At 72.9% G+C, this 24,314-nt stretch carries 24 protein-coding genes; 14 read left to right on the top strand and 10 right to left on the bottom strand.

Features of this window, described 5'->3' with window-relative positions:
- Positions 1-87: 87 nt before the first annotated feature.
- Positions 88-996, bottom strand: coding sequence for a rhomboid family intramembrane serine protease (locus tag AMK21_RS21415; RefSeq protein WP_073880312.1), 909 nt, complete (start codon positions 994-996; stop codon positions 88-90).
- Between the two features lie 149 nt (positions 997-1,145).
- Here AMK21_RS21415 and AMK21_RS21410 point away from each other — a divergent pair, with 149 nt between their 5' ends.
- From AMK21_RS21410 to AMK21_RS21400, 3 genes are read left to right on the top strand one after another with little or no spacing between them, the layout of a single operon-like run.
- On the top strand, positions 1,146-1,895 hold the full coding sequence (locus AMK21_RS21410) for a vWA domain-containing protein (protein ID WP_073880310.1): 750 nt from the start codon (positions 1,146-1,148) through the stop codon (positions 1,893-1,895).
- Entirely contained in the window at positions 1,892-2,449 is a 558-nt protein-coding gene (locus tag AMK21_RS21405; RefSeq protein ID WP_073880308.1) for a HutD family protein, read from the top strand. The genes AMK21_RS21410 and AMK21_RS21405 overlap by 4 nt, the downstream gene beginning before the upstream one ends.
- Positions 2,450-2,504: 55 nt before the next feature.
- Positions 2,505-2,996, top strand: a complete 492-nt coding sequence (locus tag AMK21_RS21400) for a pyridoxamine 5'-phosphate oxidase family protein (RefSeq protein ID WP_107429957.1) — start codon at positions 2,505-2,507, stop codon at positions 2,994-2,996.
- Positions 2,997-3,075: 79 nt separating this feature from the next.
- On the opposite strand, the gene AMK21_RS21395 is transcribed toward AMK21_RS21400, so the two are convergent.
- Positions 3,076-4,092 (bottom strand): acyl-CoA dehydrogenase family protein, encoded by a 1,017-nt coding sequence (locus tag AMK21_RS21395; protein ID WP_073880303.1) that lies wholly within the window; start codon positions 4,090-4,092, stop codon positions 3,076-3,078.
- Entirely contained in the window at positions 4,092-5,237 is a 1,146-nt protein-coding gene (locus tag AMK21_RS21390; protein ID WP_073880301.1) for an acyl-CoA dehydrogenase family protein, read from the bottom strand. The genes AMK21_RS21395 and AMK21_RS21390 overlap by 1 nt, the downstream gene beginning before the upstream one ends.
- An 89-nt stretch (positions 5,238-5,326) precedes the next feature.
- Between AMK21_RS21390 and AMK21_RS21385 the strand changes: the two genes are divergently transcribed.
- The 5 genes from AMK21_RS21385 to AMK21_RS21365 all read left to right on the top strand — a co-directional run bounded on the left by AMK21_RS21385 (position 5,327) and on the right by AMK21_RS21365 (position 10,312).
- Positions 5,327-6,109: an SDR family oxidoreductase gene (locus AMK21_RS21385; protein ID WP_073880299.1), complete on the top strand. Its 783-nt coding sequence runs from the start codon at positions 5,327-5,329 to the stop codon at positions 6,107-6,109.
- A 30-nt stretch (positions 6,110-6,139) separates the two neighbouring features.
- Positions 6,140-6,751 (top strand): TetR/AcrR family transcriptional regulator, encoded by a 612-nt coding sequence (locus AMK21_RS21380; RefSeq protein WP_073880296.1) that lies wholly within the window; start codon positions 6,140-6,142, stop codon positions 6,749-6,751.
- A 41-nt stretch (positions 6,752-6,792) separates the two neighbouring features.
- Positions 6,793-7,950: an acetyl-CoA C-acetyltransferase gene (locus AMK21_RS21375; RefSeq protein WP_073880294.1), complete on the top strand. Its 1,158-nt coding sequence runs from the start codon at positions 6,793-6,795 to the stop codon at positions 7,948-7,950.
- 285 nt (positions 7,951-8,235) lie between these two features.
- Positions 8,236-8,439, top strand: a complete 204-nt coding sequence (locus AMK21_RS21370; protein ID WP_015607926.1) for a cold-shock protein — start codon at positions 8,236-8,238, stop codon at positions 8,437-8,439.
- A 187-nt stretch (positions 8,440-8,626) separates the two neighbouring features.
- Entirely contained in the window at positions 8,627-10,312 is a 1,686-nt protein-coding gene (locus AMK21_RS21365; protein ID WP_073880292.1) for a DEAD/DEAH box helicase, read from the top strand.
- Positions 10,313-10,404: 92 nt separating this feature from the next.
- Here AMK21_RS21365 and AMK21_RS21360 read toward each other — a convergent pair whose 3' ends face one another.
- Genes AMK21_RS21360 through AMK21_RS21345 form a run of 4 tightly spaced genes read right to left on the bottom strand, consistent with a single transcriptional unit; the run spans position 10,405 to position 13,885 of the window.
- The gene (locus AMK21_RS21360; protein WP_073880290.1) at positions 10,405-11,493 is read right to left on the bottom strand and encodes an NAD(P)H-dependent flavin oxidoreductase; all 1,089 of its coding nucleotides are present in this window, start codon (positions 11,491-11,493) and stop codon (positions 10,405-10,407) included.
- The gene (locus tag AMK21_RS21355; RefSeq protein WP_073880287.1) at positions 11,493-12,242 is read right to left on the bottom strand and encodes a CoA-transferase subunit beta; all 750 of its coding nucleotides are present in this window, start codon (positions 12,240-12,242) and stop codon (positions 11,493-11,495) included. The genes AMK21_RS21360 and AMK21_RS21355 overlap by 1 nt, the downstream gene beginning before the upstream one ends.
- The gene (locus AMK21_RS21350; RefSeq protein ID WP_107429962.1) at positions 12,239-13,099 is read right to left on the bottom strand and encodes a CoA transferase subunit A; all 861 of its coding nucleotides are present in this window, start codon (positions 13,097-13,099) and stop codon (positions 12,239-12,241) included. Before AMK21_RS21350 ends, AMK21_RS21355 begins: the two co-directional genes overlap by 4 nt.
- Before the next feature lie 36 nt (positions 13,100-13,135).
- Positions 13,136-13,885, bottom strand: a complete 750-nt coding sequence (locus AMK21_RS21345) for an enoyl-CoA hydratase family protein (RefSeq protein ID WP_073880283.1) — start codon at positions 13,883-13,885, stop codon at positions 13,136-13,138.
- A 96-nt stretch (positions 13,886-13,981) separates the two neighbouring features.
- Here AMK21_RS21345 and AMK21_RS21340 point away from each other — a divergent pair, with 96 nt between their 5' ends.
- Together AMK21_RS21340 and AMK21_RS21335 are read left to right on the top strand one after the other, a co-directional pair.
- Complete coding sequence (locus AMK21_RS21340) at positions 13,982-14,911, top strand: SDR family oxidoreductase (protein WP_073880281.1); 930 nt, start codon at positions 13,982-13,984, stop codon at positions 14,909-14,911.
- Between the two features lie 62 nt (positions 14,912-14,973).
- Positions 14,974-15,537, top strand: a complete 564-nt coding sequence (locus tag AMK21_RS21335) for a GNAT family N-acetyltransferase (RefSeq protein WP_073880279.1) — start codon at positions 14,974-14,976, stop codon at positions 15,535-15,537.
- A gap of 24 nt (positions 15,538-15,561) precedes the next feature.
- Here the strand turns inward: AMK21_RS21335 and AMK21_RS21330 are convergent, their stop codons facing one another.
- Together AMK21_RS21330 and AMK21_RS21325 are read right to left on the bottom strand one after the other, a co-directional pair.
- Positions 15,562-16,344: an ankyrin repeat domain-containing protein gene (locus tag AMK21_RS21330; protein ID WP_073880277.1), complete on the bottom strand. Its 783-nt coding sequence runs from the start codon at positions 16,342-16,344 to the stop codon at positions 15,562-15,564.
- A 30-nt stretch (positions 16,345-16,374) separates the two neighbouring features.
- The gene (locus AMK21_RS21325) at positions 16,375-17,277 is read right to left on the bottom strand and encodes a hypothetical protein (protein WP_073880275.1); all 903 of its coding nucleotides are present in this window, start codon (positions 17,275-17,277) and stop codon (positions 16,375-16,377) included.
- 233 nt (positions 17,278-17,510) lie between these two features.
- Between AMK21_RS21325 and AMK21_RS21320 the strand changes: the two genes are divergently transcribed.
- Positions 17,511-18,290 (top strand): S1 family peptidase, encoded by a 780-nt coding sequence (locus tag AMK21_RS21320; RefSeq protein WP_073880273.1) that lies wholly within the window; start codon positions 17,511-17,513, stop codon positions 18,288-18,290.
- Between the two features lie 13 nt (positions 18,291-18,303).
- On the opposite strand, the gene AMK21_RS21315 is transcribed toward AMK21_RS21320, so the two are convergent.
- Positions 18,304-20,151, bottom strand: coding sequence for a glycoside hydrolase family 35 protein (locus tag AMK21_RS21315; RefSeq protein WP_073880271.1), 1,848 nt, complete (start codon positions 20,149-20,151; stop codon positions 18,304-18,306).
- A 149-nt stretch (positions 20,152-20,300) separates the two neighbouring features.
- Between AMK21_RS21315 and AMK21_RS21310 the strand changes: the two genes are divergently transcribed.
- The 3 genes from AMK21_RS21310 to pepN all read left to right on the top strand — a co-directional run bounded on the left by AMK21_RS21310 (position 20,301) and on the right by pepN (position 24,276).
- On the top strand, positions 20,301-21,185 hold the full coding sequence (locus AMK21_RS21310; protein ID WP_073880269.1) for an AraC family transcriptional regulator: 885 nt from the start codon (positions 20,301-20,303) through the stop codon (positions 21,183-21,185).
- A gap of 25 nt (positions 21,186-21,210) precedes the next feature.
- Complete coding sequence (locus AMK21_RS21305; RefSeq protein WP_073880266.1) at positions 21,211-21,591, top strand: chorismate mutase; 381 nt, start codon at positions 21,211-21,213, stop codon at positions 21,589-21,591.
- A 159-nt stretch (positions 21,592-21,750) separates the two neighbouring features.
- Positions 21,751-24,276, top strand: a complete 2,526-nt coding sequence (pepN, locus tag AMK21_RS21300; protein ID WP_073880264.1) for an aminopeptidase N — start codon at positions 21,751-21,753, stop codon at positions 24,274-24,276.
- Positions 24,277-24,314: the final 38 nt, after the last annotated feature.

Raw genomic sequence — 24,314 nt, 5'->3', positions numbered from 1 at the left:
GTACGGAACTGAACGCGGCGCCTGCCTGTCCCCGACCGGACACCAGCGGGCGCCGTGGCGCGTCCGGGGCCGGGCCGCCCCGGCGGCTCAGCCGGTCAGCGCCGAGGTCTTCACCACCACCGCCACCGCGAACAGGCCCAGCAGCACCACCCCGCCCGCGAGCTGCACGGGCCAGGTCCGCAGCCTGGCCGGGGCGTAGGCGAGCCCGTACGTCACCAGCGCCCCGGTCAGCAGCCCGCCCAGGTGCCCCTGCCACGAGGTGAACAGGGCCGAGAGCACCATCCACAGCAGGAACCCGGCCATGAACCGGTTGACCGCCGCCATGTCCCGCCCGAGCCTCCGGTTGATCACCCAGAACGCGGCGGCCAGCCCGAAGACCGCCCCGGAGGCACCGACCGTGGAGGTGTCCGGGGCCAGCAGGTACACCACGACGGAACCGCCCGCCGCCGACAGCAGGTACAGCGCCGCATAGCGGGCCCGGCCGAGCTGCCCCTCCACCACCCGGCCGATGTTCCACAGCGCGAACATGTTGAACAGCAGGTGCATCACCCCGAACGAGGCGTCCGGCGGCAGATGCAGAAAGGCCCCCGTCACCAGCCGGTACCACTCGCCGTCGGCGATGCCCGTCAGCTCGTACCCGGCGAACGTCTCGCCCCGGTAGTAGTACCGCTCCCCGTCCGGCCCGGTCAGCGCGGCACCGAGCACCGCGAACCGCTCCACGATCTCCGGCCGGACCACCTCGCCGAGGTAGGCCAGGATGTTCAGCGCCATCAGGACGTACGTCACCACCGGGGCCGTCGCCCCCGACACCGCACCGCCGAACACGGTCCGGGCCCGACGCACCGAGCGCTGCCCCTCCTTCACGCACTCCGGGCAGTGGTGACCGACCGGGGCCTCGTGCATGCAGTCCGGGCAGATGGTGCGCTCGCAGCGGGTGCAGCGGACATACGTCTCGTACGACGGATGGCGGTAACACGTGGTGGCGGCGGCCTCCATGACCGGCTCCTTCACTGGGAGTGCGCTGCGGGGCCGGTGTGGGCGGCGGCGATCAAGATAGCGAACCGGGTCGGGGGAGGCAGGGGCCGGGGCCCGGCTGTGGCCTACGCTCTAGGTCCGCAGAGCGCGGAGCGCACAAGGGGGGCGTCATGCACGGCGTGAACACGGCGGCGGCCACCGGCCCGGCCATCAGCCTGACCGAGGTCCAGGAGACGGCTCCCGGCCTCGTCAGCCTGTACAAGAGGGCCGGGGTCTCGCTGGAGAAGCACGGACTGAACGGTCGCCGCGCGGCCGTCTACCTCGTCCTCGACCACTCCGGCTCCATGCGTGACTACTACAAGGACGGCAGCGTCCAGGCGCTGGCCGACCGGGTGCTGGGGCTCTCGGCCAACCTCGACGACGACGGCCGGGTGCCCGTCGTCTTCTTCTCCACGGACATCGACGCGGTCACCGACATCGCCCTCGACAACCACCGGGGCCGGATCGACGAGATCGTGGCGGGCCTCGGGCACATGGGGAAGACCAGCTACCACCTGGCGATGGACGCGGTCATCGACCACTACCTCGACAGCGGCTCCACCGCGCCCGGGCTCGTCGTCTTCCAGACGGACGGCGGGCCGATCAGCAAGCCCGCCGCCGAGCGCTACCTCTGCAAGGCCGCGAAGCTGCCGTTGTTCTGGCAGTTCGTCGGGTTCGGCGACACCCGCAGCAGCCAGTTCGACTTCCTGCGCAAGCTCGACGAACTGGCCGTCCCGGCCAAGCGGGTCGTCGACAACGCCGGGTTCTTCCACGCCGGGCTCGACCCCCGGAAGGTCCCCGACACCGAACTGTACGACCGTCTGGTCGCGGAGTTCCCCTCCTGGCTGGCCGCCGCCGAGGCCCAGGGGATCGTCCGATGAGTCCGCGGATCCTGCGCGCCGCCGACCGTACGCCCGTCCCCTGGAAGAACGGCGGCGGGTTCACCCGCGAGGTGGCGACCGCGCCCGGAGGAACCGACGGGTTCGACTGGCGGGTGAGCCTCGCCGACGTCACCACCGACGGGCCGTTCTCCGCCTTCCCCGGCATCGACCGCACCCTGACCGTCGTCGAGGGCGCGGGCATGGACCTCGTCGTCGGCGGTGAGCACCACATCGTCGACGAGCCGCTGTGGCCGCACGACTTCCCCGGCGACCGGCCCACCGAGGGCTTCCTGCTGTCCGGACCCGTCGTCAACCTCAACGTCATGTACCGCAGGGGGCGTACGCGGGCGGAGACCGCGGTCGTCTGCGGCACCGTCCGGCTCATGGCACCCCCGGGCGGCGCGGTGCTGGCCCTCTCCCTCGACGACGGGGCCGTGCTCGACGGGACGGACATCCGGCTCGACCGCCACGACGCGGTGTTCGCCGAGGGCGGACCGCCCGGGGTGCTGCGGACGATGGGCCAGGCGGTGGTCATCACGTTCTCGGACGTGTGAGGGGTCGGAGACGGTCGGCGATACCAGACAGAAGATGTCCGGTATCGGGTGTTCGATGGCGCCCATGACGTCTTCCGCACCCCTCTCCTGGAGTGGCCTCGCCGCCGCCGAGCCCGTCTTCGCCGACACCGTCCGCCGCCGCTTCCAGCTCTACAAACACCACGTCCTCGCCACGCTCCGGAAGGACGGCTCGCCGCGTGTCAGCGGCCTGGAGGCCGAATTCCGCTTCGATGAGCTGCTGCTCGGCATGATGCCGGACTCCCGCAAGGCCCTGGACCTGCGCCGCGACCCGCGCTTCGCCCTCCACGCCAATCCGGGGCCCGACGCCGAGATGAACGACGGCGATGTCCGCGTCAGCGGCCGGGCCGTGGAGATCACCGACCCGGAGTTCCTCGCCCGCTTCGTCGAGGACGCCACCCCGCCCGAGCCGTTCCACCTCTTCCGGGCACAGCTGACGGAGGCGGTCCGCGTCGGGCTGGACGGCGACTTCCTGGTCGTCCAGTCCTGGCGGCCCGGGCAGCCGCTGCGTACGGTACGCCGGAAGTGACGGCGCTCCGGCTGCCGAGGGCCTGAGCTGTCGGGGGCCTGAGCTGCCGGGGCCCTGAGCTGTCGGGGGCCTGAGGGTTTCACCCCGCCAGCACCCGCGCCCGGCACGCCGACGGCGTCCCCCACGCGTCCCGCAGCGGCCGGGCCCGGCGCAGCCACCACGCCAGGTCCAGCTCCTCGGTGTACCCCACCGCGCCGTGCAGTTGCAGCGCGGTGCGGGCCGCCGCGTACCCCGCCTCGCCCGCCGCGACCTTCGCCGCCGCGACCGCCGCCCCGGCTCCGGGTGCCCCATCGGCCAGCTCCACCGCCGCCCCGTACAGCAGCGGGCGCGCGAACTCCAGGCCGAGAAGGGTGTCCGCGAGGCGGTGCTTGACCGCCTGGAAGGAGCCGACGGGCACACCGAACTGGGTGCGCTGCTTCACGTACGCCACCGTCGCCCGCAGCAGCGCCTCCCCGCAGCCGAGTGCCTGGGCCGCCGTGGCGAAGGTGGCCCAGGTGCCCGCCGCCCGGGCAGCCTCGCGCACCCGTGGACCGGCGTCCACCACCGCGCCGCCCGCCTCCGGCCGGAACAGCCGCCGCGCCGGATCCGCCGAGACCGTCCAAGCACCCGGGCCCGCCGCGAGCCGCAGCCCGTCCCCGGCCCCGGAGGACAGCCGCAGTTCGTCCCCGGTCACCGTGAACACCGCGTCCGCCACATCCGCGTCCAGCGCGTACGGCCCGTACCCCTCCAGCACCAGCGACACCACCGCCGTACCGGAAGCGATCCTCGGCAACCACTCCTTGGCCGCCGGCCCGCCCACCGCCCCCAGCAGCACCCCCGCCGCCACGCTCTCCACCACCGGCCCCGGCGCCCCGTGGCGGCCCAGTTCCCCGTACGCCACGGCCGTCTCCACCGGGAGCCGACCGACCCCCCCGTACGCCTCCGGGACCGCCAGCGCGAACACACCCGCGCCCGCGAGCCGCCGCCACAGGGCCAGGCCCGGCGCGTGGTCCCCGGCGGCCCACCCCCGTACGACCGCAGACATGTCCGCCGCCGTCAGCAGCGCGTCCAGCGAGCGGGCGAACTCCCGCTGCTCGTCGTCCAGGAGGAAACGCATCAGCGCCGTCCCCTCGGCAGGCCGAGCAGCCGCTCGGCGACGATGTCGCGCTGGATCTCGTTCGTCCCCGCGTAGATGGGACCCGCCAGCGCGAAGACGTACCCCTCCGCCCACGGGCCGTCCGCCGCCTCCGCGTCCGGGCCGAGCAGGTCGAGCGCGGTCTCGTGCAGCGCGATGTCGTAGGTCGACCAGAACACCTTGTTCAGGCTGGACTTGGCCCCGGGCGCCGCCCCCGCCGCGAACCGGGACGCCGAGGCGGCCGTGAAGAGGCGGTACGCCCGCGCCCCGATCACCGCGTCCGCCACCCGGTCCCGTACGGCGGTGTCCTCCGGGTCCCCCACCTCCCGCCACAGGGCCGTCAGCCGGTCGGCGGCGGCCAGGAAGCGGCCAGGTGAGCGGAGGGTGAGGCCGCGCTCGTCGCCGGTGGCCGACATGGCGATGCGCCAGCCCTGGCCCGGCTCCCCGACGACGTCCTCGTCCGGTACGAAGACCTCGTCCAGGAAGACCTCGGCGAACGCGGGCTTCCCGTCCAGCCGCCCGATCGGCCGGACCGTGACCCCGGGCGCCCGCAGCCCGAACATCAGGTACGTGAGCCCCTGGTGCGGCTTCGCGGCCCCCGGGTCCGTACGGAAGATCCCGAACGCCCGGTCCGCGAACGCCGCCCGCGACGACCACGTCTTCTGCCCCGACAGCAGCCAGCCGCCCTCCGTGCGCACCGCCCGCGACCGCAGCGCCGCCAGGTCCGACCCGGCCTCCGGCTCCGACCAGGCCTGTGCCCAGATCACCTCGCCGCTCGCCATCGGGGGCAGCACCCGGGCCCGCTGCCCTGCGGTGCCGTGGTCGAAGAGGGTCGGGGCGAGGAGGCTGATCCCGTTCTGCGAGACCCGGCCCGGCGCACCCGCCGCCCAGTACTCCTCCTCGAACGCCAGCCACCCGAAGAGATCCGCGCCCCGGCCCCCGTACTCCTCGGGCCAGGAGACAGCCGACCACCCGTCGGCGTACAGCTCCGCCTCCCACTCACGGTGCGCGGCGAACCCCTCCTCCGTCTCCAGGGAGGGGAGCGGCCGGGCGGGCACATGGGCGCGCAGCCACTCCCGCGCCTCGGTCCGCAGTGCCTCGGTCCGTGCCGTCTGCGCCAGATCCATGGGGCCGCCTTCCGTGAGGCCGTTCCCTAACAAGTGTTTGGTAGGTTAACGTACGGCCCAAGCACCGTCGAGGAGTGGGGGATGGGCCGATGAGCGCACCGGACTACCTGCCGGGCCACGGACTGCTGACCGGTCGCACCGCCGTCGTCACCGCCGCCGCCGGAGCCGGGATCGGCGGCGCCACCGCCCGCCGCTTCCTGGAGGAGGGCGCCCGTGTAGTCATCGGCGACGCCCATGCCCGGCGGCTGAAGGAGAGCGCGCACGCCCTCGCCGAGGAGTTCGGCGCCGACCGTGTCACCGCCCTGACCTGCGACGTCACCGAAGAGGAGCAGGTGCAGGCCCTCTTCGCCCATGCCGAACACGCTCACGGTCGCCTCGACATCGTCGTCAACAACGCGGGCCTCGGCGGTACCGCCGACCTCGCCGAGATGACCGACGACCAGTGGACGAAGATCCTCGACGTCACCCTGAACGGCACCTTCCGCTGCACCCGCGCCGCCCTGCGCTCCCTCAAGGCCGCCGGCACCGGGGGAGTCGTCGTCAACAACGCCTCCGTCGTCGGCTGGCGCGCCCAGCGCGGCCAGGCCCATTACGCCGCCGCCAAGGCGGGCGTCATGGCCCTCACCCGCTGCGCCGCGCTCGAAGCGGCCGACTACGGCGTACGCGTCAACGCCGTCGCCCCCAGCCTCGCCATGCACCCCCACCTGGCCAAGGTCACCTCCGTCGAACTGCTCGCCGAGCTGACGGAGAAGGAGGCCTTGGGCCGCTACGCCGAACCCTGGGAGATCGCCAACGTGATCGTCTTCCTGGCGAGCGGCTACTCCTCGTACATGACCGGTGAGGTCGTCGCCGTCAGCAGCCAGCATGCGTGAACACACAGGCCGCGGGCGGACAATGGGCGGGTGCCTACCAAGAAGAAGCCCCAGGTGAACCCCACCCCCGAACGGCGCCGCGAACTCCTCGCCACCGCCGCCGAGGTCTTCGCCTCCCAGGGATACAACGCCACCACCGTCCGCCGCATCGCGGACGAGGCGGGGATGCTCGCCGGCAGCCTCTACTACCACTTCGATTCCAAGGAATCGATGATCGACGAGATCCTCTCCACCTTCCTCGACGAGCTCTGGCAGGGGTACGACGCCGTCCTGGCGGCCGGACTCGGCCCCCGCGAGACCATCGAGGCGCTGGTCACCGAGTCCTTCCGGGAGATCGACCGGCACCGCCCCGCCGTCGCGATCTACCAGAAGGAGTCCAGGCACCTCGCCACCCAGCCCCGCTTCGCCTACCTCACCGACTCGCAGGCGAAGTTCGAGAAGGCCTGGCTCGGCACCCTGGAACGCGGCGTCGCCGAAGGCGCCTTCCGCGACGACCTGGACATCCGCCTCACCTACCGCTTCGTCCGCGACACCGTCTGGGTCGCGGCCTCCTGGTACCGGCCCGGCGGACACCACAGCCCCGAAGAGATCGCCCGCCAGTACCTGTCGATGGTGCTGGACGGCATCGCCCTGCGTACGTAAGCCCTCTTCGTCCACCCCGAGCGCACCGAGGAGCAGCAGCCATGGCCGAGGCCTACATCGTCGAAGCGGTACGGACACCCGTCGGACGGCGCAGGGGAGGCCTCGGGGCCGTCCACCCCGCCGACCTCGGCGCGCACGTCCTGAAGGAGCTCATCGCCCGCTCCGGCGTCGACCCGGCGGCCGTGGAGGACGTCGTCTTCGGCTGCCTGGACACCGTCGGACCGCAGGCCGGCGACATCGCCCGTACGTCATGGCTGGCCGCCGGGCTGCCCGAGGAGGTCCCGGGTGTCACCATCGACCGGCAGTGCGGCTCCTCCCAGCAGGCCCTCCACTTCGCGGCCCAGGGCGTCCTCTCCGGCACCCAGGACCTCGTGGTCGCGGGCGGCACCCAGAGCATGACCCAGATCCCCATCGCCTTCGCCTCCCGCCAGGCCGCCGAACCCCTCGGCCTCACCGAGGGCCCGTACGGGGGCAGCGAGGGCTGGCGCGCCCGCTACGGCGACGCGCCCGTCGACCAGTTCCACGGCGCCCAGCTCATCGCCGAGAAGTGGGACATCAGCCGCCAGGACATGGAGGAGTTCGCCCTCACCTCCCACCGCCGGGCCGTCCGCGCCATCGACGAGGGCCGCTTCGCCCGCGAGACCGTCGCGTACGGGGACGTCGCCGAGGACGAAGGCCCGCGCCGCGACACCTCCCTGGCCAAGATGGCCGCACTCGGCCCGGTCCTGCCCGGCGGCACGATCACCGCCGCCTGCTCCTCGCAGGTCTCCGACGGGGCCGCCGCCCTCCTCATCGCCTCCGAGCGGGCCGTCGCCGAACACGGCCTCACCCCACGCGCCCGGATACACCACCTCTCCGTACGGGGCGAGGACCCGATCCGCATGCTCTCCGCGCCGATCCCCGCCACCGCGTACGCCCTCGAGAGGACCGGCCTCACCATCGACGCCATCGACCTCGTCGAGATCAACGAGGCCTTCGCGCCGGTCGTCCTCGCCTGGCTGAAGGAGACCGGCGCCGACCCCGAGCGCGTCAACGTCAACGGCGGGGCGATCGCGCTCGGCCACCCGCTCGGCGCGACCGGCGCCAAACTGATGACCACGCTCCTGCACGAACTGGAACGCACCGGGGGGCGCTACGGGCTCCAGACCATGTGCGAGGGCGGCGGACAGGCCAACGTCACCGTAGTCGAGCGCCTCTGACCCAGCCGGGGACGTCGTCGGCGCACCCGGGCGACACCGGCCGTACCCCTTCTGGTCAGCCACGTTTCCCCTCGCGTGGTGTTGTGCGTCACGCCGCGCGAGGAGAGGACGTGCTACGGTGTCTCCGTTGCAGTTTTGGTACCCATGAACTTTATGTGCGCCTGACGGGAATGCTTCCTCAGGCGCTTTATTGTTTTCCGGCTTTCTCCGGGTGGGGCTCAATGCGGCGACTTGGAATCCGTGAAGTGCGGATTCTCGGCACTGCACCTCTTTTAGGAGAATGACATGGCTACTGGAACCGTGAAGTGGTTCAACTCGGAAAAGGGCTTCGGCTTCATCGAGCAGGACGGCGGCGGCGCCGACGTCTTCGCCCACTACTCCAACATCGCCACCCAGGGCTTCCGTGAGCTCCAGGAGGGCCAGAAGGTCTCCTTCGACGTCACGCAGGGCCAGAAGGGCCCGCAGGCGGAGAACATCGTCCCGGCCTAATTGCCGCGACGCGTAGCTCTCTGACCGGGGCCCGCACCGTGAAGGTGCGGGCCCCGGTTTGTGCTGTTCGAGCAACAACCCGCTTTGTGCGCGCATCCTGGGGGCGCACAACGAGCGGTAGGACAAGCACATCGGCAGTGATCCGAATCCGTAGTCGCCCAGGAATCCCCCAGGAGGGCAATTCCGTATGACTCGCTTCGAACGCCAGGACCGCACCCCCCGCTCCCGCCCGGCCCGTGGCCGCGGCCAGGGCGCGACCGCGCAGGCGGCGTCCAACCCCCGCGGCGGCTCCGCCGCCCGCGGCAAGGCCCCGGCCCGCCGCCGCGCCACCCCGCCGCAGGGCGAGTTCGCCCTGCCGGAGATGGTGACCCCCGCACTCCCCGCCGTCGAGGCCTTCGCGGACCTCGACATGCCGGCCGCGCTGCTGAAGACCCTCGCGGCGCAGGGCGTCACCGAGCCGTTCCCGATCCAGGGCGCGACCCTGCCGAACTCGCTGGCCGGCCGGGACATCCTCGGCCGTGGCCGTACCGGCTCCGGCAAGACCCTCGCCTTCGGCCTGGCCCTGCTCGCCCGCACCGCCGGGCGCCGCAGCGAGCCGCGCGCCCCGCTGGCCATGGTCCTCGTCCCCACCCGTGAGCTGGCCCAGCAGGTCACCGACGCGCTGACCCCGTACGCGACCGCCGTGAACCTGCGGATGGCCACCGTCGTCGGCGGCATGTCGATCACCAAGCAGTCCGCCACCCTGCGGCGCGGCGCCGAAGTCCTCGTGGCCACCCCGGGCCGGCTGAAGGACCTCATCGAGCGCGGCGACTGCCGGCTGGACGAGGTCGCCATCACCGTCCTCGACGAGGCCGACCAGATGGCCGACATGGGCTTCATGCCGCAGGTCGTCGCCCTGCTCAAGCAGGTCGAGGCGGACGGACAGCGGATGCTGTTCTCCGCGACCCTGGACAAGAACATCGACCGCCTCGTCAAGATGTTCCTCACCGATCCGGTCGTCCACTCCGTCGACCCGTCCGCCGGCGCGGTCACCACGATGGAGCACCACGTGCTCCACGTGCTGGACGAGACGGACAAGAAGGCCGTCGCCACGAAGATCGCCGCCCGCGAAGGCCGCGTGATCATGTTCGTCGACACCAAGCGCGCCGCCGACCGCTTCGCCAAGCGGCTCCTCGCCAGCGGTGTCCGGGCGGCCGCCCTGCACGGCGGGCGCTCCCAGCCGCAGCGCAACCGGACCCTGGACCAGTTCAAGAACGGCCAGGTCACCGCGCTCGTCGCGACGAACGTGGCGGCCCGTGGCATCCACGTCGACGACCTCGACCTCGTCGTCAACGTGGACCCGCCCACCGACCACAAGGACTACCTCCACCGGGGCGGCCGTACGGCCCGCGCCGGCGAGTCCGGCAGCGTCGTCACGCTGGTGCTGCCCGAGGAGAAGCGGGAGATGACCCGGCTGATGCAGGACGCGGGCATCGCGCCGCGCACCACGCGGGTCACCTCCGGCGACGAGGAGCTCTCCCGGATCACCGGGGCGCGTGAGCCCTCCGGGATCGCGATCGTCGTCGAGGTCCCGCAGCCGACTCCGCCGAAGCAGCGGACCCGGTCGGGCGGTTCGGGTGCTGGTTCGGCCGGCTCCGGCGGGGGCACGGTGCGCTCCGGGAGCCGGGGCCGGGGACGGCGCGGGACCGGCGCGGGTGCGGGTGGCGCCGGTGGCGGTGCGCAGGGTGGTGGCGCGGGTCGTTCCGGCGGCGCCGCGCGTGCCGGTGGGGCGTCCGGTGGTGGTGCGGGTCGTTCCGGCGCCGCGCGTTCGGGCGGCGAGTCCCGTGGTACGGGTCGCTCCGGCGCTCCGGCACGGGGGCGTCGCGCCGCGTAGCGGCATTTCAAGCCGTCCGGCGATCGAGGACCGGGGTCCGGGGCAGAGCCCCGAAGGGCCCCGGCCTCGGTCACCGGCCCCTGGGGGTGTCCTCAAGCGCCGGACGGGCTCGATTCTGCCGCCCGCCCGTGGGGTACGGAGGAGGGCAGCGCGGCCAGCGCCTCGTCCGCCTCCGCCATGATCCGGGCCACCAGCGCCTCCACGCTCGGCAGGTCCCCGATCAGGGCCGCCACCTGGCCCGACGCCATGATGCCCACATCCGTGCGGCCGTCGACCATGGACGCCTTCAGCAGCATCGGCGTGTTCGCCGCCAGCAGCACCTGGCTCCAGTTCAGCTTCTTGCCGTGCCGCAGCGCCAGCCCGTCCCGCACCATCCCGGGCCAGCTCAGCCCGGAGATCCGGCGGAAGCCGGAGGCCCGCCGCAGCGCGCGGTACAGCGAACGCAGCCGCCCCGCCCCCTCCAGCTCCGCCACCATCTCCGTACGGAGCATCCGGTGCGGGAGCCCGTCCACGGCCCTCGTCAGGGCGATGTCCTTCACCGTGGCCGCCAGATACCGCGCCTTCACCGCGTCCGGCACCGTCGAGTCCGAGGTGAGCAGGAACCTGGTCCCCATCGCCACGCCCGCCGCCCCGTACGCCAGCGCCGCCACCAGCCCCCGCCCGTCGTGGAAGCCGCCCGCCGCGATCACCGGGATGTCCACCGCGTCGACCACCTGGGGCAGCAGCACCGTCGTCGCCACGTCCCCCGTGTGCCCGCCCCCCTCGCCGCCCTGCACGATCACCGCGTCCGCGCCCCACGCCGCGACCTTCTCCGCATGCCGCCGCGCCCCCACCGACGGAACGACCACCACGCCCGCGTCCTTCAGCTCCGCGATGAGCTCCTGCGACGGGGCGAGCGCGAACGAAGCGACCCGTACGCCCTCCTCGACGATGATCCGCACCCGCTCCCGCGCGTCCCCGGCATCCGCCCGGAGGTTCACCCCGAACGGGGCGTCCGTCCGCGACCTCACCTCCCGTACGGCTGAACGCAGTTGGTCCGGCGTCATCGTCGCGGAGGCCAGAATGCCGAGCGCCCCGGCCCGCGCGGTCGCCGTGACCAGGCGGGGGCCGGAGACCCACCCCATCCCCGTCTGCACGATCGGGTACCGCACCCCCATGAGCTCCGTGAGCGGTGTGCGCATCAGGCCCGCACCTCGCGGTTCCGGGTGCCCGACGGGTCGATGACCTCGCGGATCAGGGCGAGTTCGGCGGCGGTGGGGTCGCGGGTGTACGGGACGTCGGCGGGGACGGCCAGGGGGAAGCCCGTCGCTTCCCGGACCATCTCCACCGTGACGCCCGGGTGGAGCGAGGCCAGCCGCATCGAACGGTCCGGGGTCGCGAAGTCGAAGACCCCCAGATCGCTGACGACCCGGGGGATGCGGTGGAAGCGCGTCGCCGATGGGCCCGCCGCCTCCGCCCGGTCGTGACCGACCCCGCAGACCATGTCGACCCGCTCCACGAAGACCCGGGGCGAGTGCCGGGGGATCCAGTAACTCACCGGATTGTTCAGCGTGTTGACGGGAGCTCCGCGTACCCCGAGGAGCTGGCGGGCGGGCTGCTCCCAGTCGCCGATGCAGGAGATGTTCTGGTTGCCGAACCGGTCGATCTGGCTCGCGCCCATCATCACGTGCCGCCGTCCGCCGGTGACCAGAGTGAGGTGTTTGCGGTAGGGGAGCCAGCCCTCCGCCTCGCCGCCCGGGCCGACGATCGTCGCCTCGCCGTCCGTGAGCAGCAGTTCGGGGGCGAAGGTCAGCCGGGCCAGCCGTGCGCCGACGGACGGGACCGCGCCCATCGGACTGGCCAGCACCTCGCCGTCGCCGCGCCAGGCCTCCGCGCAGGCGATCACGCAGTACTCGGCACGGGTCGCGGCAACAGTGCCGGGTGTGTTCATCTCTGCTCCTCGTGCCAGGTGCGGACCGCCTGCTGGTAGCCCTTCTCGTCGCCGTCCGGAGGCAGGAAGCGCGCGCTGAACTCCGCCCAGGCCGCCGGGTCCGCAGCGGCGGCCGCGTACGCCTTCTGGAACGGCTCGTCGCGCGGATGGTCGGGAACGCACGAGGTGAAGTGCGCACCGCCCGGCGTCTCGACGACCCCGGTGACGGAGTGCCGCTGAATGAGGAGCGTCTGCGGAGCAGCGCCCCGCCCTCCCGTCAACTCCGCTGTCTCCACCAGACGTTCGCAGGACACGTACGCCGTGTTGGCCGCCTCGCAGAACAGGTCGTCGAAGTACGGGTCGGGGCCCAGGTACTGCCCGTTGCCCAGCCGGTCCGCCCGGTTCATGTGGACCAGCGCCGCGTCCATCCGCAGGGCCGGCACCGCGACGAACTCCTCGCCGTCCTCGTACGGCGAAGTCACCGTGCGCAGACCGGGGTTGACCCGCATCACGTCCGAGCCGAGCCCCGCCCGCACCGGCAGGAACGGCAGCCGGTTGGCGGCCGCGTGCAGCCCCCACATGAACATCGCCTCGTCGATCTCGGTCAGCGCGAACGCCCCGCGCTGCCGGGCCGCCCGGTAGTGCGGCTCCAGCGGGATCGAGTCGAGCGTCACGAACGCGGTGACCAGGCGGGAGATCCGGCCGGCGGCGGCGAGCAGCCCGACGTCCGGACCACCGTAGGAGATCACCGTCAGATCGGTGACGGGGGAGCGGAGCAACGCCCTTACCAGAGCCATGGGTTTGCGGCGCGACCCCCAGCCGCCGATGCCGATCGTCATGCCGCTGTGCAGCCGGGCGGCCACCTCGTCGGGCGTCATCGTCCTGTCGCGCGCGGCGGACACCGTACTCACGTTTCAGGCCTCCTTGCCGAAGGTGTCACGGACCCGGTCGGCCGTCCCCGCCAGGCTCGCCTCGAAGGTGAAGCCCTGCTCGAAGCGGTAGCTGCGCCGTACGTCGACGGGGTCGATGCCGTTGAGCGCGGCCTTGGCCAGCCGCAGCAGGTGCCCGTCCTTACGGGCGATCTCCGCCGCCAACTCGAGCGCCGCGCTCAGCAGTTCGCCCGGTGGGACGACCCGCCAGACCGAGCCGTGGGCCAGCAGCTCGGCCGCGGTCACCGTGCGCGAGGTGAAGTACAGCGTCCGCATCAGATGCTGCGGGACCAGCCGGGCCAGATGGGTCGCGGCCCCGAGAGCACCCCGGTCCAGCTCCGGCAGCCCGAAGACGGCGTCCTCGCTCGCCACGATCGCGTCGGCGTTCCCGACGAGGCCGACACCGCCCCCGAGACAGAACCCCCGCACCGCCGCGACGACCGGGACCTCGCACGCGTACACGGCCTCGAACGCCTCCGCGCAGCCCCGGTTGACGCCGATCAGGGCCGCGTTCCCCGGGTCGCGCCGCAATTCCTTGATGTCGACACCGGCGTTGAATCCGCGCCCGGCGGCGGCCAGGACGACACAGCGCACCTCCCGGTCGCGGCCGGCTGCCCGGACGGCGTCGGCCAGGTCGTACCAGCCCTGCACGGGAAGGGCGTTGACGGGCGGATGGTCGACGGTGATGACGCAGACGCCCTCGGCATCGACCGGATACGCGGTGGAGACAGTCATCGGAGGATCAGCTACCTTTCCACCAAACATTTGTTAGGTGGACGGTAGCAGTCACGCTCCCACCCGCCAACCAGGCCCACGCGTACGGGAGATGCGATGACCACACCCACCACCGGACCCCTCTGCGCCGGCCGGGTCGTCGCCGTCACGGGCGCCGGACGCGGCCTCGGCCGGGCCCACGCGCTCGCCTTCGCCGCCGAAGGCGCCCGCGTCGTCGTCAACGACCTCGGCGTCGGACCCGGCGGCGACGGCGGCTCCGGCGGCCCCGCCCGCCGCGTCGTCGAGGAGATCGTGGCCGAGGGCGGCGAAGCGGTCGTCCACGACGGCGACATCGCCACCACCGAGGGCGCCGCCTCCCTGGTCACCACCGCCCTGGACGCCTTCGGCCGCCTCGACACCCTGGTCAACAACGCGGGCTTCCTGCGCGACCGGATGCTCGTCAACCTGGACGAGGACGACTGGGACGCGGTGATGCGCGTCCATCTCAAGGGTCACTTCCTGCCGCTGAAGCACGCCGCCGCCCACTGGCGCGGCGAAGCCAGGGCGGGCCGGACGCCCGTCGCCCGGGTGATCAACACCAGCTCCGGCGCCGGACTCCTCGGCAGCGTCGGCCAGGGCAACTACGCGGCGGCCAAGGCCGGGATCGTCGCCCTGACCCTGGTCGCGGCGGCCGAACTGGGCCGGTACGGAGTCCACGTCAACGCCCTCGCCCCAGCCGCCCGGACCCGGATGACCGAGCGGACCTTCGCCGCGACGATGGCGGCCCCGGGGGAGGGGGAGTTCGACGCGATGGCCCCCGAGAACGTCTCGCCCCTCGTCGTCTGGCTCGGTTCCGCTTCGAGCGACGGGGTGACCGGCCGCGTCTTCGAGGCCGAGGCGGGCCGTATCACCGTCATGGAGGGCTGGCGCCCCGGCCCCACCGACGACCGGGGCGTCCGCAGGTCCCCGGCCGAGGCGGGGGAGGCCGTACGCCGGCTGCTGGCGGACACGGAGGTCCCGCAGCGCGTGTACGGGGCGCCGTCCTAGGGTCTGTCGCGGCCGCGCATATCCGGTGGCGGGATCCGGCCGTGTACGGAGAGGATCACCGTATGCGCACCTTCCTGGAGACCGAGCGGCTCGTGCTGCGCCCGTTCACGGACGCCGATGTTCCCGCCCTGCTCGCCCTCGACAACGACCCCGAGGTCATGCGGTACATCAACGGCGGCCGGCCCACCACCGCCGAGTCCATCCGGGAGCGCACCCTGCCGAGGCTCCTCCACGAGCACCCGCGCACCGGGACCCGCGGATTCTGGGCCGCCGAGGAGAGGGCCACCGGCGCCTTCCTCGGCTGGTTCGAACTCCGGCCCCTGACCGACCACGACCCCACCGTCGTCGAACTCGGCTACCGGCTCGACAGGGCCGCCTGGGGCCGTGGTTACGCCACCGAGGGCGCCAGGGCCCTCGTGCGCAAGGGGTTCACCGACCTCGGGGTGGAGCGCGTGACCGCCAACACCATGGCCGTCAACGCCGGGTCCCGGCGGGTGATGGAGAAGGCGGGGCTGACCTTCCTCCGCGCCTACACCGAGGACTGGCCGGACGCCATCGAGGGCTCGGAACACGGAGAGGTGGAGTACGAGCTCACCCGGGCGGAGTGGGAGAAGCGCCGGGCGTAGCCCCCCGAAGCCCGCAGTCCGTCCTCACGTGGGCGGAACGGGAGCACCGCCGCACGTAAGCCCCTCCAGCAGCGCCGCGATCTCCGCGTGCCCCGTGTGCCGGTCCACCCCCGCCGCCGGCTCCCCGTCCCGCAGCATCTCCACGGTCACCGTCTCCTCGCCGTCGACCAGGTCCCGCCGGACCACCGCGTCGAGCCCGGGGCCGTACGCCTCCTCCAGCTGCCGCAACAGCTCCTGCTCCAGGTCGAGACCGGCCAGCCGCCGCGCCTCGGCCAGCGCCACCCCGGCCGCCGCTTCCTGCCCCGGCGCCCCCGCCCCGTGCTCCAGCAGCGCCCGCACCGTCCGCAGCGAGCCGCGCTGCGCCGCCAGGATGAGCATCGGCTCGCCCTGCGGGCCGGGCAGCAACGGGTCCGCGCCCCCGGCGAGCAGTGCCTCCACCGTCGCGGCATGCCCCAGGCCCACCGCCCAGCGCAGCGCCGTGAACCCGAACTCCTCGCGCAGATCCGGCCGCGCCCCGGCGGACAGCAGCGCCTCCACCACCTCGGTGTGCCCGCCGCACGCCGCCCCGCACAGCGGCAGGTCGCCCGCCTCGGGGCCGCTCGCGCGGTCGGGATCGGCGCCCGCCGCGAGCAGCAGCCGTACCGTTCCGGGCAGGTCCTGGACCGCCGCCAGATAGAGCGCCGTCATCCCCTCCTCGTCGCTCGACTCGGCCTGCGCACCCGCGCGCAGCGCCCGTACGACAGCGTTCTCGTCCTCGTACAGCGCGTCGAACAGGCTTGGTTCATCCCTGATCGGCTCGTTCGTCATGCTTCGACCCTACGGTGGCCGGAATGACACTCAGGTGTCGCACTCCAGTCGCGTACGGCACAGTCCGCACCGCGCGAAGGTCCGGCCCCGGACGGGGAGCCGGATGCGCTGGTGGCAGGTGGGGCAGGGGAAGGAGACCCGCAGCCCCTCGCCGCCGGGCTCGAAGGCGTACGGAACGCCCGGGTCCGCGCCCGTGCCGGGGTGGTCCTGGGCGTACCGCCGGTCCTTGGCGTAGCGCCGCCGCCCCGCCCACCCTGCCGCTGCCAGCGGGGGCCGGCGCAGATCGTGCAGGGCCTGCGCCCGGCCCTTGGTGTACGCCGTGTACGCCTGCGGGCTGGTGAACCACGGCGAGGGGTCCTCGTCGAACGCCAGCGCCCGCTTGGCCAGGACGTATCCGAACTCCTCCGGCGTCAGGTAGCCCAGCCTCTGCCGGGACGTGGCGTCCTCCCGGAAGGCGTCCAGCAGCAGCCAGCCCGCGCCGAGATAGGCGGTCACCGTGTCGGTGAGGATCTCGTTGCTCCGCGTACCGGGGAACTCCAGGCCGAGCCGGTGCAGCAGGACATGGGTGATCTCGTGGGCGAGCGCCGCGCCGATGTCCCTGCGATGGGCGCGGAACCGGTCGTTCAGCTCGATGAAGTACTCAGGGCCCGCGGTCAGTTCCACGCTCGCCGCGTGCTCCATCGTGCGGAAGCCGACGATCATGCGGGCGTCGGGCAGACGGAGGTGCTGGACCAGGGCCCGGGCCACCCGCTGGGCGCCGAGATGGAGGTCGTCCCCGTCGGAGAAGGCGGCGTCGGCGGGGACCAGGCTGGTGCCGTAGGTGTGGACGCCGTCCGGGGAGAGCCGCCGGTACAGCGCGGTGATCGCGGACCGGACCGTGTCCAGATGCGGAAAGCCGTGGACGACCGGTGCGCCCGGACTGCCGTTGCTCACGTCCCTACCCCCATCCGCTCCGGCCGGGGACCCCCACACCCGGCCGGTCCCCACTGTAGGCCGGGGCGCCTGAGGGGAGCGGGAATCGCCGTGGTGAGCTTGGCCGAAAAGTGAGCCTTGTGGCAGCGGTGACCGCATCCCGATAATCGGATGGCCTTGACGGGTGCATGACCACCTAGTCGCTGCGCCGCGTCGTGGTTCCCCCTGTAACCCCCCACGAAAGAAGGCAGTCCGTGAAGCAGCTCCTGCGCGCGCTGAAGAGATGCTCCGTCGTCGTCGCCACCGTCGCCATCGCGGTCGTCGGCCTCCAGCCCGTCACCGCCTCCGCCGCCCCCAACCCCGTCGTCGGCGGAACCCGCGCCGCCCAGGGCGAGTTCCCCTTCATGGTCCGGCTCTCCATGGGCTGCGGCGGCGCCCTGTACGCCAAGGACATCGTCCTCACCGCCGCCCACTGCGTGAACGGATCGGGCAACAACACCTCGATCACCGCCACCGGCGGCGTCGTCGACCTCCAGTCGCCCAACGCCGTCAAGGTCCGCTCCACCAAGGTCCTCCAGGCCCCCGGCTACAACGGAGTCGGCAAGGACTGGGCACTCATCAAGCTCGCCCAGCCCATCAACCAGCCCACCCTCAAGATCGCCACCACCACCGCGTACAACCAGGGCACGTTCACCGTCGCCGGCTGGGGTGCCAACCGTGAGGGCGGAAGTCAGCAGCGCTACCTGCTCAAGGCCAATGTCCCGTTCGTCTCCGACGCCGCCTGCCGCTCCGCCTACGGCAACGAGCTCGTCGCGGCCGAGGAGATCTGCGCCGGATACCCCGACACCGGCGGCATCGACACCTGCCAGGGTGACTCCGGCGGCCCGATGTTCCGCAAGGACAACGCCAACGAGTGGGTCCAGGTCGGCATCGTCAGCTGGGGTTACGGCTGCGCCCGGCCCGGCTACCCCGGCGTCTACACCGAGGTCTCGACCTTCGCCTCCGCCATCTCCACCGCGGCCGCCACGCTCTGACGCCGGTGACTGATCACGGCTGAACCACCCCGGAGGCGCCCGTCCGTGCGGGCGCCCCCGGACCGGGCTCGGGGGTGCCGGTGCGAACGGGCGCCCCCGGGCCCAGCTCCACCCACGGCTCGCCCGCGCCTTCCAGCTCCAGCACCCACACCTCGTTGACGCCCTCGCTGAGCACGGGCCCCGGCACGTACAGCGTCTCCTGCGGGCCCGCCGACCAGTACCGGCCCAGGCAGAAACCGTTCACCCAGACGAAGCCGCGCGTCCAGCCGGGCAGCCGCAGCCCCGCGTGATCGACGCCTTCCGACCCTTCGACGGTGAACGCCCCCCGGAACAACCCGGTCCCCCCTGGGGCCCCCCGTACCGGCCCGAACGGAACCCCCGCCACCGCGCCCGCCTCCTCGAAGGCGTCCAGCCGCACCCCCCGGGCCCGCACACCGTGCAGGTACTGCCGCTCGTGCAGCACCCCGCCCGTGATCCCCTTCGGCTCACCCAGCCGCGGCCCGTAGTTGACCCGGCCCAGCGACTCCACCCACAGCTCCACCGCCGCCGGACCCGCCACCGGCTCCGGCAGCGTGGCGCTCTCCTCGCTCAGTACCCCCGCCCGCACCCCGTCCACGTACACCACCGCCCGATCCCGCAGCCCGACGGCGGTCAGCGGATACGGGACGCGCGGCCCCGGCACCGCCACCCGGTAGCGCACCAGACCCCGACCGACCCCCAGCTCCTCGAAGGTCGGCGCCACCCCCGACTCCGGCCCCTCCGGATCACCCAGCGCCTCGGTGACGTCGTCGAGCCCGGCCCACCCCTCCAGCTCCACCCGCACCGGACCGGCCAGGCCCCTCGGCTCCGGCGGCAGCGCGGGCAGCGGGCCCTCGGCGTACTCCGCCAGCACCTTCCGGAACAGGTGGAACTTCTCCGTGGCCCGCCCGTACTCGTCGACCGGCGCGTCATAGTCGTACGACGTGACCGTCGGCTGGAACTCCCCGTCCTGCACCGGCCCGCCCCGGTTCGCCCCCGCCCACCCCGCGAAGTTCGTCCCGCCGTGCGCCATGTAGATGTTCACCGACGCCCCGCACTCCAGGATCTCCCGCAGCGCCTCGGCCGCCTGCGCCGGATCCCGTACGACGGGTTCGGCCCCCCAGTGGTCGAACCAGCCGCACCAGAACTCCATGCACACCAGCGGCCCCTTCGGCTGATGGCGGCGTAGCACCGCGAAACCCTCCCGCGCCCCCGAGCCGAAGTTCGCCGTCGCCAGCAGCCCGGGCACCGAGCCGCCCGTCAGCATGTGGTCCTCCGGACCGTCCGACGTGAACAGCGGCACGCTCACCCCGCACCGCCGCAACAGCCCCGCCAGCCACTCCAGATACACCGCGTCGCTGCCGTAACTCCCGTACTCGTTCTCCGCCTGCACCAGGATCACCGGGCCGCCCCGGTCCACCTGCCGCTGCACCACCTGCGGCAGCAGCTCCCGGAACCACCGCTCCACCACCGCCCGGTAGCCGGCGTCCCGCGTCCGCACCCGCCGCCCGAACCGGCCCGTCACCCAGACCGGCAGCCCGCCGTTCTCCCACTCGGCACAGATGTACGGCCCCGGGCGCACGATCGCCCACAGCCCGGCCCGCTCCACCGCGTCCAGGAACCGGCCGAGCGCCCCCACATCCCGGTACGCCCCCTCGCGCTCCTCGTGCAGATTCCACGGCACGTACGTCTCGACGCAGTTCAGCCCCATCGCCGCCAGCATCGCCAGCCGGTGGTCCCACTGCTCCTCGTGCACCCGGAAGTAGTGCAGGGCACCCGACAGCAGCCGTACGGGCTTCCCGTCGAGCCGGAAGCCGTCGTCCCCCACGCTGAAGTCGGTCATCGTGCTCGTACGCTCCTGTGCTCCGCCGCACCCGGCCGTCCGAGGGCGAATTGGTCCGACCACCTTCACCTCTGGCGCGCACCGGGTCCATGGACAAAGATCGCTGCTGATTGGACGCAACGCCCCGGAAGCGGAAAGGAAGAAGCGGAATGCCGACGTACCACACCTGGATGCGCTTCTTCACCCCCAGCCCGCTCCACCACCGCCTCGGCCTCGTCTGCCTCGGCGTCGGCCTCCAGCACGGCGCGCTGCCCACCGTCGGCCCCCGCACCCTGGACCACCACGTCGCCGTGATCGTCAACTCCGGCACCGGCTGGTTCAGCGGCCCCGACGGACGCCGCACTCCCGTCACCGGGCCCACCCTCATCTGGCTCACCCCCGGCACCCCGCACCACTACGGCGCCGACCCCGGCACCGGCTGGGACGAGAGCTTCGTCGACTTCACCGGCCCCGCCACCACCACGTACACCGAGCTCGGCTGCATCGAGCCCGACCGCCCCCTCGTCCCGCTCTCCGACACCGCCGCCCCCCGCGCCGCCGTCGGCCGCATCGTGCGCGCCGCCCGCCGCGGCAACCCCCTGCTGGAGGTCGAGACCGCGGCCGCCGTCCACGAACTCCTCGTCTCCCTGCGCCGCGCCCGCGCCGACCTCGGCCCCGACGGCGACCCGGTCCTGCAGGCGCTCGCCCGCGACGCCTACCAGCCGCTCACCGTCGCCGAGCACGCCGCGAAGCACGGCATGACCCCCGCCGAACTGCGCACCGCCGTCCGGCGCGGCGCCGGGTGCAGCCCCAAGGACTACCTGCTCACCATCCGCCTCGGCCGGGCCAAGGAACTCCTCGCCGCCACCGACCTCCCGGTCGCCGCAGTCGCCCGCCGCGTCGGCTACGACGACCCCGCCTACTTCTCCCGCCTCTTCGCCCGCCGCGTCGGCACCGCCCCCGTCCGCTTCCGCGAACAGCAGGGCCGCAGCGTGCCCGGCGGCTGGAGCGACCAGGTACCGGACCCGGACGACCCGCCGATGATCGGGCCGTGAGGAGGGGCGTCTAAGCTCGCTGACCATGAGTACGAGCGAGAACGACGCGTCCGCGTCCCAGCGGATCGACGCGTCCGTCCAGGCGGAACTGAACCGGCTGCGCGAGAGCATCGACAACATCGACGCCGCCGTCGTCCACATGCTCGCCGAGCGCTTCAAGGCCACCCAGCAGGTCGGCCGCCTCAAAGCCGACCACCAGCTGCCGCCCGCCGACCCCGCCCGCGAGACCCGCCAGATCACCCGGCTGCGGCAGCTCGCGCAGAGCGCCAACCTGGACCCGGCGTTCGCCGAGAAGCTGCTGAACTTCATCATCGCCGAGGTCATCCGCCACCACGAGCGCATCGCGGAGGAGGCGGGGAACGGGGGCGCCGACGGGAACGGGAACGCTACGGCTGCCGAGGTCTGACCGGCGGCCGGGTGAGCCGGGCCCCGAGCGCCCCGGCGCTCCGGCACACCCCCGCCCCGGCCACCGCCCCCAGCAGGGCATCCGCCCGCCCCCGGCCCTCCCGTACGCCCAGCGAGAACCCCCCTGTGCCCGCCCCACCCCGTACGGCAGCATGGGCCCATGTCCGTACTGACGCGCGACGAAGCGCAGACCCGAGCCCAGATCATCGACGTGGAGCGGTACACGATCGCCCTCGACCTCACCACCGGCGAGGAGACCTTCGGCTCCCAGGCCGCCATCCGGTTCACCGTCCACGCGGCCGGAGACACCTTCGTCGAGGTCAAGCCCGCCACCCTGCGCTCCATCGCCCTGGACGGACAGCCCCTGGACCCCGCCCTCCTCGACGGGAACCGCTACCCCCTCACCGGCCTCACCCCCGGCCCCCACGAACTCCACGTGGACGCCGCGATGAGCTATTCGCGCACCGGCGAGGGCATGCACCGCTTCACCGACCCCGCCGACGGCGAGACGTACCTCTACACCCAGCTGTTCATGGAGGACGTCCAGCGGGTCTTCGCCGCCTTCGACCAGCCCGACCTCAAGTCCGTCTTCGCCATCGACGTCACCGCCCCCGAAGGCTGGAGCGTCCTCGGCAACGGCGTCGCCGAACACACCGGCCACGGGCGCTGGACCATCGCGCCCACCCCCCTCATCTCCACCTACCTCGTCGCCGTCGCCGCCGGGCCCTGGCACTCGGTCACCACCGAGCACGCCGGACTGCCCTTCGGCCTGCACTGCCGGCGCTCCCTCGCGCCCCACCTGGACGCCGACGCGGACGAGATCCTCGGCATCACCCGCGCCTGCTTCGACCGCTACCACGAGAAGTTCGACGAGCCCTACCCGTTCGACTCCTACGACCAGGCCTTCGTCCCCGAGTTCAACGCCGGCGCCATGGAGAACCCCGGCCTCGTCACCTTCCGCGACGAATTCATCTACCGCTCGGCCGTCACCGACACCGAACGGCAGACCCGCGCCATGGTCGTCTCCCACGAGATGGCCCACATGTGGTTCGGCGACCTCGTCACCCTGAGCTGGTGGGACGACATCTGGCTGAACGAGTCGTTCGCCGAGTACATGGGCTACCAGACCCTCACCGAAGCCACCGGGTTCACCGACACCTGGGTCGACTTCGGCGTCGCCCGCAAGGGCTGGGGCTACGACGCCGACCAGCGCCCCTCCACCCACCCGGTCGCCCCCGACCCCGACGCCGTACCCGACACCGCCTCCGCCCTGCTCAACTTCGACGGCATCAGCTACGCCAAGGGCGCCTCCGCGCTCCGCCAGCTCGTCGCCTGGCTCGGTGAGAAGGACTTCCTCACCGGGATCAACACCCACTTCGCCCGGCACAAGTTCGCCAACGCGACCCTCGCCGACTTCCTCGACAACCTCGCCTCCGCCACCGACCGCGACGTCCACGCCTGGGCCGAGCAGTGGCTGCGCACCACCGGCGTCGACACCCTCACCGCCGACGTCCACGAACCCACCGCGCCCACCGAGGCCGGGCAGTCCTGGGCGCTGGCCGTCGACCGCGCCGGCAGCCGCCCCCACCGCATCACCGTCTCCACCTTCGACCACGCCCTCAACACCCAGGCGGGCCCCGGCCACCTCGCCCCGCGCGACCGCTTCGAACTCGACATCCCGGGCGACTCCACGCCCACCGTCCGGGTCGGCCGCCGCCCCGCCCTCGTCGTCCTCAACGACGGCGACCTCACCTACGCCAAGATCCGCCTCGACGCCGCCTCCTGGGACACCGCCCTCACCCACCTCTCCGCCATCCCCGACGCCCTGACCCGGGCCGTCATCTGGAACGCGGCCCGCGACATGGTCCGCGACGGCGAGCTGGACCCCGCGTGCTACCTCACCGCCGCCCGCACCCACCTCCCGTACGAGAGCGACCTCGCCCTCGTCCAGGGCGTCCTGTCCTTCGCCGGGGGCCAGATCGCCGCCCGCTACACCACCCCCGAGGCCCGCCCCGCAGCCCTCGCCACCCTCACCAGCCTCTGCCGCGACCTCATCCGCCGGACGGAGGACGGCTCCCACCCGGGCCTGCGCCTCACCGCCGTACGCCATTTCATCGACGCCGCCACCCAGCCCGACACCCTCCAGAGCTGGCTCACCGAAGGCACCGTCCACGGCGGACCCGAACTCGACCCCGAGCTCCGCTGGCGCATCCTCACCCGCCTCGCCGCCCTCGGCGCCACCGACGAGGCGGCCGTCGCCGCCGAACTCGCCGCCGACCCCAGCGCCACCGGCCGCGAAGGCGCCGCCCGCTGCCGGGCCGCCCTACCCACCCCCGAGGCCAAGGCCACGGCCTGGCAGGCCATGTTCAGCGACGACACCCTGTCCAACTACCTGTTCACCGCCACCGCCCAGGGCTTCTGGCAGCCCGGCCAGGACGAGCTCCTGCGCGCGTACGTCGACCGCTTCTACCCCGACGCCACCGCACTCGCCGCCCGCCGGGGCCCGGCCATCGCCGAGGCCGCCGGACGGTACGCCTTCCCCGCGTACGCCATCGACCCCGAGAGCCTCGCCACCGGCACCCGGGCCCTCAAGGACCCGGCCCTCACCCCGGCGCTGCGCCGCAAGCTGGTCGACCAGCTCGACGACCTGCGCCGGGCCCTGGCCGTACGGACGACGGAGCACTGAGCCGGCAGACCCGCACCCGGACCGGCCGGTACACAGCA

This window comes from Streptomyces sp. CB00316 (assembly GCF_001905595.1).
Taxonomy (GTDB): domain Bacteria; phylum Actinomycetota; class Actinomycetes; order Streptomycetales; family Streptomycetaceae; genus Streptomyces.
The sequence above is the reverse complement of the archived record's forward strand: the minus strand, read 5'-3'. Positions and strand labels throughout refer to the sequence as shown.